The sequence below is a fragment of the Specibacter sp. BI4 genome (assembly GCF_056680095.1).
This window is the reverse complement of sequence record NZ_CM155265.1, coordinates 4,129,623-4,141,778: the sequence shown is the minus strand read 5'-3', so window position 1 is coordinate 4,141,778 and position 12,156 is coordinate 4,129,623. Positions and strand designations below refer to the sequence as shown.

Below are 12,156 nucleotides of genomic sequence, written 5' to 3'. Positions count from 1 at the left end.
TGACTCACTGGCCTGAGGTGGGCTACCCGGCCGGCGGCAAGCGGTGGAATGATCGCGTGGGTGGGCCGGCGGCGCAAGCCGGCGGCAGCCCGCCGTCGTGCCTGGGGAGGCGGAATACGCGCCCGGACACGCGCCTGCAGCGAAATTGCCGGCTGGGGAATATCTTGGGCCGAGGAAGACGATTAGGCTTGTAGCTTGCCCTCTTAACGATTAAGGACCACACGCATGAGCATGGAAGGCGCGGCCTGGAGCTCACTTTGGAGCACAATGCGCTCGGACACGTCCGGCGGCGGGATTTCCAAGGACACCCTTCGCCGGACGATTCGTTTTGCCAAACCCTACAACCGCAAACTGCTGATCTTCGTGGTGCTGTCGGTGCTGTCCGCTTCGCTGGCGGTGGCCACGCCGGTGCTCGCCGGGCAGGTGGTGAACGCGATTGTGGCGAAGACCGCGCTGGACGTGGTGGTGCGGCTGGCGGTTTTGATCGCCGTCGTGGCAGTGCTGGACGCGGGCCTGTCGCTGGTGATCCGCTGGATTTCGGCGAACCTGGGCGAGGGCGTCATCCTGGACCTGCGCACAGCGGTCTTTGACCATGTCCAGCGCATGCCGATCGCGTTTTTCACCCGCACCCGCACCGGCGCCCTTGTCAGCCGGCTCAACAACGACGTCATCGGCGCCCAGCAGGCGTTCTCCGGCACGCTCTCGGGCATTGTGTCGAACTCTGTGCAGCTGATTTTGACGCTCATTGTCATGCTGAACACCTCGTGGCTGGTGACGCTGCTGGCGCTGGTGCTGCTGCCGATCTTCCTGCTTCCCGCACGTCGTTTCGGGACGCGGCTTGCCGGGCTCCGGCGTGAAGCCGCTGACCTGAACGCCGACATGAGCACACAGATGACCGAGCGTTTCTCCGCCCCCGGCGCCACCTTGGTCAAGCTGTTTGGCCGCCCCGCCGACGAGTCCCGCGAGTTCGCCTCCCGCGCCAACCGGGTCCGCGACATTGGCGTGCGCACCGCCATCATGCAGTTCGTGTTCTTCACGGCACTGATGCTGGTGTCCTCGCTCGCCCTGGCGCTCGTCTACGGACTCGGCGGTGCGCTGGCCATCGCCGGCACGCTCAACGCGGGCGACGTCGTCGTGCTGGCCCTGCTGTTGACCCGCCTGTACGCCCCGCTCACCGCCCTGGCCAACGCCCGCGTGGACATCATGAGCGCGCTGGTTTCCTTTGACCGCGTGTTTGAGATTCTCGACCTGAAACCGCTGATCTCCGAAAAGCCCGCCACCGTAGCCCTGCCGCCCGGCCCGCTGACAGTGGAATTCAACGACGTCCGCTTCGGCTACCCGTCCGCGGACAAAGTCTCGCTGGCCTCGTTGGAGGACGTGGCCGTGCTCGACACCCGCGGCGGCGAGGAAGTGCTGCACGGGATTTCCTTCCGCGCCGAACCCGGCCAGACCATCGCCCTGGTGGGTTCCTCCGGTGCCGGCAAGTCCACCATTGCGCAACTTTTGTCCCGCCTGTACGACGTCGATTCCGGCACCGTCCGCCTCGGCGGCGTTGACGTGCGGGACCTGTCCTTTGACGGCCTTCGCACTGGGGTGGGGATGGTGACGCAGGACGGGCACCTGTTCCACGAATCGATCCGTTCCAACCTGCGGCTGGCCAAGCCGGATGCCACCGACGCCGAGATTTGGGACGTGCTCCAGCGCGCCCGGCTGTCGGCGTTCGCGGAGGCCCTGCCCGACGGGCTCGACACCGTGGTGGGGGAGCGCGGCTACCGGCTCTCCGGCGGTGAACGCCAGCGCCTGACGATTGCCCGGCTGCTGCTGGTGCAGCCCGCCGTCGTGATTCTTGACGAGGCCACGGCCGCCCTGGACTCCACGAATGAGGCGGCGGTTCAAGCAGCCCTGGGCGAGGCGCTGGCAGGCCGGACGGCGCTTGTCATTGCGCACCGCTTGTCCACCATCCGCTCGGCCGACGTCATCCTCGTGCTCGAAGCCGGACGCATTGTGGAACGCGGCACCCACGACGAACTGATCGTGCGCGGGGGCCGGTATGCGGAACTGCACGACACCCAGTTTGCCCAGGCCGTGGCCGCGGTTGCTGACGCTGAGGTGCCCGAAGGCAACTGACACTGCGAGCAGCCCGGACGGCCCCGCCTGGAGCCAAACGGAATTGTTAAGATGTATCTTCTGTGGTGACAGCAGTGTTTTCTGTCCCCCCTGAAAGGTACTAAATGTCATTCATTGCAGCCGGAGCCGAAATTCTCGGGGACTTGGTGGCCATTCGCCGCGACCTCCACATCAACCCGGAAATTGGCTTGGACCTGCCCCGGACACAGGCCAAGGTTCTTGCCGCCCTTGACGGCCTGGACCTGGAAATCACGCTTGGCACGGAAACCACCTCCGTGGTTGCTGTGCTGCGCGGGGCCGTGGAAGGGCCCACCGTCCTCCTGCGCGGGGACATGGACGCCCTGCCCGTCAAGGAATTGACGGGCCTTGAATATGCCTCTGCCAACGATTACATGCACGCCTGCGGGCACGATCTCCACGTGGCCGGCCTGGTGGGTGCCGCCCGCCTGCTGGCCGCCCGCCGCGACGAGCTCGCCGGCAAGGTCATCTTCATGTTCCAGCCCGGCGAGGAAGGGTACAACGGGGCCGGAGTCATGCTGGCTGAGGGTGTTCTTGAAGCGACCGGTGACAAGCCCGTGGCCGCCTATGCCATCCATGTGGGGCCGGGGCCCAACGGTGTCTTCATGACCAAGGCGGGCCCCATCCTGGCCGGAGCCAACGAACTGCACATCACCGTCAACGGGGTTGGCGGCCACGGCTCCCAGCCGCACGCCGCCAAGGATCCCGTCCCGGCACTGCTGGAAATTGGCACGGCCCTGCAGACGATGGCGACCCGGAAATTCAACGCCTTTGATCCGGTCATCATTTCGGTAACCCAGCTGTCCGCCGGCGAGGGGCTCAATGTCATCCCCGAATCGGCGTCCCTGGGAGCCACCGTGCGCACCCTGTCCAAGGCCTCCACGGACAAGCTGGCCGCGGAATCCAAGCAGCTGGCCGACGGCATTGCCACCGCGCACGGTTGCACCGCCGACGTGAAATTCGTGGTCACCTACCCGGTGACGAGCAACGATGCCGACAGTGCCGGGGCCGCCATCAAGGTGTTGCGCGGGCAGTTTGGCGAGGAACGGGTGGCCCTGATGGGGTCTGAGGATTTCTCACTCGTGCTGCAGGAAGTCCCCGGGACGTTTGTTTTCCTGAGCTGTTCGCCGGAGGGCACGGACCTGGCCACCGCCGAGTTCAACCATTCGCCTCGTGTGCTTTTCGACGACGGCGTCCTCGGCGACCAGGCCGCGGCCCTCGCCCAGCTCGCCTACAGCCACCTCGGACCGCACGAAGGCTGACTTCAAGGGACTGTATGGACGACGGCGGGTGTTCTCCCCACCCGCTCGCCAACCTCGTTCCTCGGCCAAGGAACCCTGCGGGCGTGGGCTCAGTCGTGCCGCACCTTGTCGGGGCAGGCTATTTGCTGAGGCGGGGGAGGACGTAGTCGGTCAGGAGCGGGGCGAGGTCGTCAAAGTCCGCGGCGGCATCCAGCTGCATCCAGCGCAGCTCGGCGATTTCGGCGGCCGGACGTATTGCCTCGGCGTCCCAGCGCCCGGGCGCGGTGAACACTGTCGCTGCAATGTCGGTGTTGGCTTCGTTGGCGGCGGTGCCGTGCCACACGCCCAGGAGTTCAAGGTCTGCGGCGGCGATGTCCAGGCCCACCTCTTCGGACAGCTCCCGGGCTCCTGCCTCGGCGGCGGATTCGCCGGGCTCCGGCTTGCCGCCGGGGTGCATGAATTTGCTGGTTCCTTGTTTGCGGACTGTCAGCAGCCTGCCGTCTTGATCGTAAATGCACACGGCCGAGACGCTGAGGATGTTTTTCACGCCTTCGATCCTACAGCCGAGCCGGACGGCGGCTGGCCGGAGAGGTACGGCCCGCGGCTACATCAGGCGCAGCGGACGGGGGTCCAGCTGGACGGTGATTTCCTGCCCCCATGAGGCTGTGAGGCGGTCGTTTTCGATCCCATCGCCAAAGATGACCAGCTGGTCGGAGGCCGCCCTGAGCCGCAGCGGCTCGCCGGCCTCCAGCAGTCCTTCGGTCAACGTGGCGCCAGTGGCCGGCGACGGCCAGGCTTCCCGGACGAACCAGGCCAGCCGGGGATCGGACGGTGCCGGGAGGGGGCGTCCGCCGCGTTCCAGGGCAATGGATGCGCACCAGCCGGTGGCGCCCGTCCCGGTGGAGACAATCAGCCCGGAGGACGATTGCCGCTCAACGCGGCCATCCGGCGTCGTCAATTGGTAGCGGGCGGATTGGTGGGAGGTGTGGCCGATGAAGATTTCATTCAAGGCGCACAACTCCTGCCCGTCATCGAGCCGGGCGCTGACCATCGACAGGTCCTGGCAGCGCAGTGCTGAAATGCCTTCGGCCGCGATCCGGGCCAAGAGCTTGGCGGCGCCGCCCGGGGTGTGCCTGACCAAGACTCCGGCATTCACGCCGGGTTCGGGATCGACCCCCAGAACGGGCTGGCCGCTGAGATATTTGGCCGTGTTGGCCACAAGCCCGTCCTGCCCAACGACGGCGACGATGTCGTCGGCCGTGAACATGAACCGGCTGAGATCGGCACGCTCCACTTCCGCGCGGCGCCAATCGGCGGGCACCGCCGCCCTCATCCGGTCCAGCGCGGCAAGGATGACCTCATGCTGGGTCTGGACGGGCTGGAGGGTTCTGCCCCGGCTGCGGAGGAAAAACTCCGCCTGCCCGGCTGTGGCGTGCCGGTCGAGCAGTTCCTGGAACTCGGTGCGGCGGTGGACGATTACGAGGCGGGGAGCAGCCATGGTGCTAGCGTCCTGAAGCGGGCAGGGCGGTCGTCCCGGCGGCTGTGCCCGGTGATTGGAACAAGCCTGACAGGGCCCCGCTGAGCAGATCCGGGGTGATGGTCAAGTTGTTGATGTTGGGCAGCGACGCGGCGGCTTCGCGGAATGCCAGCGCCAGCAAGGTGGCCTGTTCCATGTCCTTGTAGACGGCCATGGTGGCTGCTTCCCGGGCTGCGGCTGCCTCGCCCACCAGCATCATTTGATTGGCCTCGGCCGTGGCGGCGATGCCCTGGCGCTCGGCATCGGACTGGGCCCGGATGAGGCCGGCCGCTGCCTGTTCCTCAGCCTCCCGCCGGGCGTTGGCGCCTTCCTGGGAGACCAGCTGCTCGCGGCGGGCTGCCAGCTCAATCTGGCTGGCCATCTCATTCTCCGAGATGGTCCGTTCCCGTTCGACGGCGACCGCCCGACGTTCGTAGACCGCCTTGTCGGCCTCGGCTTGGAGGTGCTCGCGGACGGGCGTCTGCAGGGCGCGCTCGACGTCGGACTCGGGCCGAACCGCCAGGACCTGCACGCCCAGGATCTCAATGCCTGTTGACTGCAGCCGGGCATCCGCCTGCAGTGCACCAGTCAAGAGCGTGCGCAGTTCGCTGACCCCGCGCTCCAGCGACTGGGCCAGCGTGGTGGCGGCGATCTGGTCGATCGCGTGGCTTTGGCACAGTTGGCCGATGATCGTGGCCACCTGCTCGGATCCTGCGGTGGTTGCCGCCCCGCCGCGCTGGAGGGCAAAATCGAGGCGGCTGGCAACCGAGACCGGATCGCTGAACCGGTAGGTCACATTGGCCTGGACGCTGACGTCCTGGTGGTCGCGGGTGATGGCATGGAAGAGTGTGGGCAGTTCCTGGTCATTCACTGGCACTTCACTCAACACCGAAGCGGCCGGCCGGAACCAGAATGCCTGGCCAACGCCCTGGTGGCGGACCTTGCCCTTCTGCAGGTGAATGACATATCCGGTGGGGCTGCCGAGGAAGTGGTTGATCCAGGGGTATCGCTTGATGGTGGCCATGGGGTGCTCCTCCGTATGTACCCGCCGTTGTGGCGGTAACTTGAGCGTAGGGGCCGCCATCACTTATTGTCAACTTGATAATAAAGGATCCGGGTTGGGAGTTGAGCACTACTTCTCCCGCGGGCTGTCTTCTTTCCCGTCGAGGAATCGTTGTCGGCAGATCTGACGGCGCGGACTAGGCGGCCCGCGGGGCGAACATGATGATGCTGACACCCGCAAGGGCCACCACCGCGCCGATGACGTCCCAGCGGTCGGGGGTGAACTTGTCGACAATCATGCCCCAGATCAGGGAACCGGCAATGAACACTCCGCCGTAGGCGGCCAGCACCCGGCCAAAGTTCGCGTCGGATTGCATCGCGGCAATGAAGCCATATGCGCCGAGGGCCACAATGCCGAGCCCTGCCCACCACCACGCCTTGTCCTCGCGCACCGCTTGCCAGATAAGCCATGCGCCGCCAATTTCGGCCACAGCCGCCAAGGCGAACAAGATGATGGTTTTTGCAATGCTCATGGGTCCATCATCTCCTGCCGCCGGCCCCACGCTCACAATGCGTCATCGCCAGTGGCTAGGGCTTGGGCGGGGCGCTGCGCCGGCTGTCGACGCCCAGGAACACCAGCGCCAACAGGATGGGCCCGTACGTCAGCAGTGCGGACCAGCCAAGGGTTTCGCCGAGAAAGACGGACACGCCCACCAGCAGCACCGGTTCGACATATCCCAGCAGCCCGAACAACGACAGCGGCAGCCATTTGCTCGCCAGCAGGTACAGGGCCATGGCGATGCCGCCAAGGATGCCGATCGACCAGGTCGCCCAGATCCCCTCGGTGTCGACGGGCCCGCCGGAGGTCAAGCCATGCGGTCCCACCGCGATGAAGTAGAGGCCAACAGGCAGCAGGACCACGAGCTCACCGGCAAAAGCCGCCAAATTGTCGAATCCGATCTTGCGCCGCAACACAAAATATACGGGGTAGCCCAGGCACACCACGAGCGTGGGCCACGCCAGTCCGCTGGCGGAAAACGCTTCGTGCGCCACCCCCAGGGCGGCGGCGCCAACAGCGAGTTTCCGCAGGGGACTGAGCTTGTCGGCGAAGAACACCCGCCCCACCACGACCATGCTCAGCGGCAGCAGAAAATAGCCGAAGGACACCGAAAGTGCCATCTCGTTCAACGGCGCCCACATGAACAGCCACAGCTGGACGCCCACGAGCCCGGCGGCAAACACCCCCAGCAATGCCAGGGATGGACGACGTCGGACCCGCACAGCCACCGCACGGATCTCGGCGCGGCCCCAGGCCATGAAGGGCAGGATGCAGCCAAGCGTGACAAGGGTGAGCAGTACGCGCCAGCCGAAGATTTCCTCGGCGCCCCAGCCCGGCAGCAGGCCTGCGATGAGGAAAATGACGGCGAAAAGCAGAGAGCCGGTCACGGAAACGGCGACTCCGCGCCCGGCTGTGTGGGCTTGCGAAGCGGACGCGGGGGCCGGGCCATTGTGCGGTGCCATTGGTCCTTCCTTCACTGTCCAGAAACCGATGAATGCCTGTCACTGGCCGGCGCACCCGCATGCGGGCAGGAAAAGTGCCCCCGCCGGGGATCGAACCCGGATTTGCCCTTTAGGAGAGGGCCGTCTTATCCATTGGACTACAGAGGCGCGTCACCCAGCCTAGCGGAACTGGCATCCAAGGAAAAAACGAGGGCCCGTCCTCCAGGACTGCCGTCCCGGCGGAAGGCGTCAGTCCTGAACCGGGGCGGCCTTTTTCGTCCGGCCGGCAAACAGTGCCACACCGATGCCGACCAGTGTGAGCACCAGCAGCAGCCAACTGGCGGAGACCAGTGCGGAGGCCAGTGACACGGAACCCTCGTTCAAGGTTTCGGCACCCAACATGGAGTCAATGGCCGCGTTGGCCCACAGCGAGATGCCGGCAAAGGCGATCGGCAATATCCACAAGACCCAGCGGACAGCCTTTTTGGCGACGTTCACAGCGATCATGGTCACGCCCGTGAAGGCGAAAACCAGTGCGAACAAGGTCCCTGCCGTCTTTTGCACATAGTTCAACTGGCCCAGGGCGTCGGCGTCCATGGCGGAACGCAGCGCCTCGACATGCGCCACGTCAAAACCAAAGACCATCGACTGCGGCATGGCCAGCCCATCGGAAAGATCAGTCATTTGCTGCAGCGTCAGCATGTGGAAGTACCAAAACAAGAGCAGGCTGGCCACGGCGCCGACGATCAGGATCAGGCTGGCGTTGCCCTGCGCCTTCTGCGGGGAGCGCCCGGTGCTGGTGTTGACCACGGGAATGCTGGGGGGTGTGGCACCCTTGCCATGTTTTGCCGCGCGTTGGGCGGGAGTTTTAGCCATGGATCCATTATCGTCCGGATTAGGCTGGACCCATGGCAACCCAAACAAACACATCGCCCACCGACAGCGAATTGGCGGCGAAACTGCTGCGCGCGGCAGGATCCCTGGCCCGGTCGATACGTGCCGGCGGCCTGGCAGAGCTCCGCGCCGGCAGCCACGTCAAGGGCGGGGTCGCCGATTTCGCCACGGCCGCCGACTTCGCCGCGGAACAATATCTGTTCGAAGAATTGCGTGCGGCCCGGCCCGACGACTCCATCCTGGGCGAGGAGGGTGCCGGACACGAAGGCACCTCCGGCCGCTGCTGGGTCATCGACCCGGTCGACGGAACATACAACTTTGCCGCCGGCTCCACCTACTGGTGCGCGGCATTGGCCCTGGCCGCACCAGCCAAGGATCCAGGCACGACGGCGGACCCGCTCACCGACGCCGAGGTGCTGCTTGGCGCGGTGTACCAGCCTGAGGAAGACAAGCTGTGGATGGGTGGAACCACCTGCCCTGCCACGCTCAACGGCCAGCCGATCAGCGTGGCTGCCGGAAATGACATTGGCCGGCTGTCGGCCGGAACGTACATCCACCCGGGCTGGCTGGCCGAGCCCCGGGCAGCCGTGCCGTGGCAGGGCGCAGCCGTCCTGCCAGCCACCTTGCGCATGATGGGTTCCGGATCCTGCGACCTCTCACGGGTGGCCCAGGGCGAGCTGGGCGCCTGGTTCCAGCACAGCTGCCCGTCCTGGGACTGGCTCCCCGGCAAGGGGATCGTACGGGCGGCCGGCGGGGACACCGCCGTCGTGCGGGTCAATGATTTGGACTGGTTCGTGGCCGGCCCGGCCGGTGCGGTGGCGCAGCTGGCGGCGGCCCTGGAACAGGGTTCCCTCCCGTCCTAGCCGCTGCAACGCGGGAGCGGCAGCCCTCCGCGCGTTCGTGACTTCGTGTTCACGACCACGCACTTGTGGCCGCGGATACGACCCCGACTGCGTTTCAGGGGCACGAACTGCTCACTCAGCACTGCGTCAGTGGCTGGAAGCGGCGTTTTCTGCACGGCTGATCACCTTTTGGCGGAGCGGGGGCCGCTGTGGTTATTCGAGCCCGGCCGGCCATGAGCGAATGACCACAGCGGCCCCCGGAGCCAGGATATTTGTCCGTACCGGCGGCGAAAGGCCACACCAGCCGCCCGGGGTTCTCGCGCCAGCCAGCCCGGACGGCCGGGGAGCCACCGCGGCCCCACAGGCGCGGCTAGCCACGCATTCGGGCGGGGCGTGGGGAATGTCAGCGGGGCGAACTACACTGGATTGCACCATGGATATGTTGTTTGACCCTTACCCCCAAAAGCCCAAACCCACGCTCAGTTCAGGCGCCGGGCTGCCCGTCTGGCAGCCTTTTGAGCAGGACGATCCGGGAGCTGACGCGCCCGAATTCGGCAGCGGCCCGACCCCCGGCAGCGGCCCCACACCTGGTGACGGCCAGGGCGGCGGCGCCCCCTCGAGGGAGCAGGGCATCAGCTCGGCCCGGCGCTGGCCGGATCCGGCCGAACTGCTTGAAGGCATGAACCCGCAGCAGGAAGCCGCCGTCGTGCACACAGGTGCGCCGCTGCTGATTGTGGCAGGCGCCGGCTCGGGCAAGACCCGCGTGCTCAGCCACCGGATCGCCTATTTGCTGGCCACCGGGCAGGCCCATCCCGGCCAAATCCTGGCCATCACCTTCACCAACAAGGCCGCCGCTGAAATGCGTGAACGCATCGAGGCGCTCATTGGCGACGCAGCCAAAAGCATGTGGATATCCACGTTCCACTCGTCGTGCGTGCGGATTTTGCGCCGCGAGGCCAAGACGATCGGGCTCAACTCCAACTTCTCCATTTACGACTCCGCCGATTCGCTGCGGCTCATCACCTTGGTGTCCAAGGGCCTGGACCTGGATCCAAAGAAGTTCGCGCCCAAGGCCATCATGCACAAGATTTCGGCGCTGAAGAATGAGCTGATCGACGAAGAAGAGAACTCACTCAGCACCAATTTCAACGAACCCTTCGCCGCCGCCGTCGCCGAGGTGTACAAGGGCTATGCGCAGCGCCTGCGCCAGGCCAACGCCATGGACTTTGACGACCTGATTGCCCAGACCGTGTACATGTTCCGCGCCTTCCCCGGCGTGGCCGACTACTACAGGCGACGCTTCCGGCACGTTTTGGTGGACGAGTACCAGGACACCAACCACGCCCAGTACGCCCTGGTGCGGGAAATCGTGGGAACCGACGCCGGCGGCAACCAGGCCGACCCTGCCGCCGTCGCGCCTGCGGAACTGACAGTCGTCGGCGACTCCGACCAGTCAATTTACGCCTTCCGCGGCGCCGACATCCGCAACATTGTCGAGTTTGAGCAGGACTACCCCAGCGCTGACACCATCAAGCTGGAACAAAACTACCGTTCCACCCAGAACATCCTCAGCGCCGCCAACGCGGTGATCTCCCGCAACCCCAACCGCCGTGAAAAGCGGCTGTGGACGGCGGAGGGCGACGGCGAAAAGATCGTCGGCTACGTGGCCGAATCCGAACACGAGGAAGCCCGGTTCATCGCCAAGGAGATCGACCGGCTCCAGGACGAAACAGACCTGCGCCCCGGCGATGTCGCCATTTTCTATCGCACCAACGCCCAGTCCCGCGCCATCGAGGACATCCTGGTCCGTGTCGGGCTCCCGTACCGCGTGGTTGGCGGCACCCGCTTCTACGAGCGCAAGGAAATCAAGGACGCCCTCGCTTACCTGCGCGCCCTCGTCAACCCGGACGACGACGTCAACATGCGCAGGATTCTCAACGAACCAAAGCGCGGGATTGGCGACCGCGCAGAAGGCGCCGTGGCAGCGCTGGCGGAGCGGGAGCGGATATCCTTCTCGGCCGCCATGGCCCGGGCAGGGGAAGCCCCCGGCATCGCCTCACGCTCGCTCAATGCCGTGAACACCTTCGCCAAAATGATGTCGGACCTGGGCGAGGTGGCTGCAACGGCCACCCCCGCCACCGCACTGGAAGCCGTCCTTGAACAGACCGGCTACCTGGAAACACTGCGCAAGAGCACCGATCCGCAGGATGAGTCGCGCGTGGAAAACCTGGCTGAACTTCTCGCCGTCGTGCGTGAATTTGGCCAGGAAAATCCGGACGGGACGTTGGGGGAGTTCCTTGAACAAGTCTCGCTGGTGGCTGACGCCGACCAGATCCCGGACGCACCGGGCGGCTCCGAAGCCGAGGCGGCAGCAGCCGTGGCCGAGGCCAAGCGGCTCGGCGTGGTGACACTTATGACGCTCCACACGGCCAAGGGCCTTGAATTTCCCGTGGTGTTCCTGACGGGGATGGAGCACGGCTTGTTCCCGCACTCACGCTCCGCAACCGATCCGAAGGAGCTCGCCGAGGAGCGGCGGCTGGCGTATGTGGGGCTGACCCGTGCACGCAAGCGGCTGTACCTGACCCGTTCGGAAATGCGCAGCATGTGGGGCCAAAACCAGTACAACCCGGCCAGCCAGTTCATTGCCGAGGTCCCGGCCGAGCTCATTGAGTGGAAGCGTGAGGGCACCCCGCGGGTGGCGCCCGTGGGCGGGGACTTTGGCGCCAGCCGGTATTCGGGGTCGTCCTGGGGAGCCGGCTCGGCCGTGGGCGGACGCGATTCCGGTGCGCTGCCGCCGAGCATTTCGGCGCGGGCGGCTGTCGGCCGCGTGCAGCCGCAAAAGGAAGTTGTTGCCGTCAGTGTTGGCGACAAGGTCAACCACACGAGCTTTGGCAACGGCACGGTGCTGGAAGTGACTGGTGCAGGAGACAAGTCAGTGGCCAAGGTGCGCTTCGACATTGGCGAAAAACGCCTTCTGCTGCGCTACGCGCCCTTGGTGAAGGTGGAGGGCTAGCCT

At 65.9% G+C, this 12,156-nt stretch carries 10 protein-coding genes and 1 tRNA gene; 4 read left to right on the top strand and 7 right to left on the bottom strand.

The genetic code is table 11. The features are described from left to right. The first annotated feature begins 225 nt into the window (after window positions 1–225). On the top strand, window positions 226–2,127 hold the full coding sequence (locus AC1L6K_RS18740; RefSeq protein WP_480950341.1) for an ABC transporter ATP-binding protein: 1,902 nt from the start codon (window positions 226–228) through the stop codon (window positions 2,125–2,127). Between the two features lie 104 nt (window positions 2,128–2,231). Continuing rightward, window positions 2,232–3,407 carry a M20 metallopeptidase family protein gene (locus AC1L6K_RS18735; protein WP_480950340.1) on the top strand — a complete coding sequence of 392 codons (1,176 nt, stop codon included), beginning with the start codon at window positions 2,232–2,234 and terminating at the stop codon, window positions 3,405–3,407. Window positions 3,408–3,525: 118 nt separating this feature from the next. Here the strand turns inward: AC1L6K_RS18735 and AC1L6K_RS18730 are convergent, their stop codons facing one another. The 7 genes from AC1L6K_RS18730 to AC1L6K_RS18700 all read right to left on the bottom strand — a co-directional run bounded on the left by AC1L6K_RS18730 (window position 3,526) and on the right by AC1L6K_RS18700 (window position 8,280). Beyond that, window positions 3,526–3,933 carry an NUDIX hydrolase gene (locus AC1L6K_RS18730; RefSeq protein ID WP_480950339.1) on the bottom strand — a complete coding sequence of 136 codons (408 nt, stop codon included), beginning with the start codon at window positions 3,931–3,933 and terminating at the stop codon, window positions 3,526–3,528. A 57-nt stretch (window positions 3,934–3,990) separates the two neighbouring features. Beyond that, window positions 3,991–4,884, bottom strand: a complete 894-nt coding sequence (locus AC1L6K_RS18725) for a diacylglycerol kinase catalytic domain-containing protein (RefSeq protein WP_480950338.1) — start codon at window positions 4,882–4,884, stop codon at window positions 3,991–3,993. 4 nt (window positions 4,885–4,888) lie between these two features. Beyond that, entirely contained in the window at window positions 4,889–5,926 is a 1,038-nt protein-coding gene (locus AC1L6K_RS18720) for an SPFH domain-containing protein (protein WP_480950337.1), read from the bottom strand. A 175-nt stretch (window positions 5,927–6,101) separates the two neighbouring features. Continuing rightward, a complete protein-coding gene (locus AC1L6K_RS18715; protein WP_480950336.1) occupies window positions 6,102–6,437 on the bottom strand; it encodes a YnfA family protein in 336 nt (111 codons plus the stop codon). A 55-nt stretch (window positions 6,438–6,492) separates the two neighbouring features. Then, window positions 6,493–7,425: an EamA family transporter RarD gene (gene rarD / locus AC1L6K_RS18710; RefSeq protein ID WP_480950335.1), complete on the bottom strand. Its 933-nt coding sequence runs from the start codon at window positions 7,423–7,425 to the stop codon at window positions 6,493–6,495. Between the two features lie 75 nt (window positions 7,426–7,500). Beyond that, window positions 7,501–7,572, bottom strand: a tRNA-Arg gene (locus tag AC1L6K_RS18705). A gap of 81 nt (window positions 7,573–7,653) precedes the next feature. Further along, window positions 7,654–8,280, bottom strand: coding sequence for a hypothetical protein (locus AC1L6K_RS18700; protein WP_480950334.1), 627 nt, complete (start codon window positions 8,278–8,280; stop codon window positions 7,654–7,656). Between the two features lie 32 nt (window positions 8,281–8,312). Between AC1L6K_RS18700 and AC1L6K_RS18695 the strand changes: the two genes are divergently transcribed. Together AC1L6K_RS18695 and pcrA are read left to right on the top strand one after the other, a co-directional pair. Then, a complete protein-coding gene (locus AC1L6K_RS18695) occupies window positions 8,313–9,161 on the top strand; it encodes an inositol monophosphatase family protein (protein WP_480950333.1) in 849 nt (282 codons plus the stop codon). Between the two features lie 412 nt (window positions 9,162–9,573). Beyond that, window positions 9,574–12,153 (top strand): DNA helicase PcrA, encoded by a 2,580-nt coding sequence (pcrA, locus tag AC1L6K_RS18690; protein WP_480950332.1) that lies wholly within the window; start codon window positions 9,574–9,576, stop codon window positions 12,151–12,153. Window positions 12,154–12,156 lie beyond the last annotated feature (3 nt).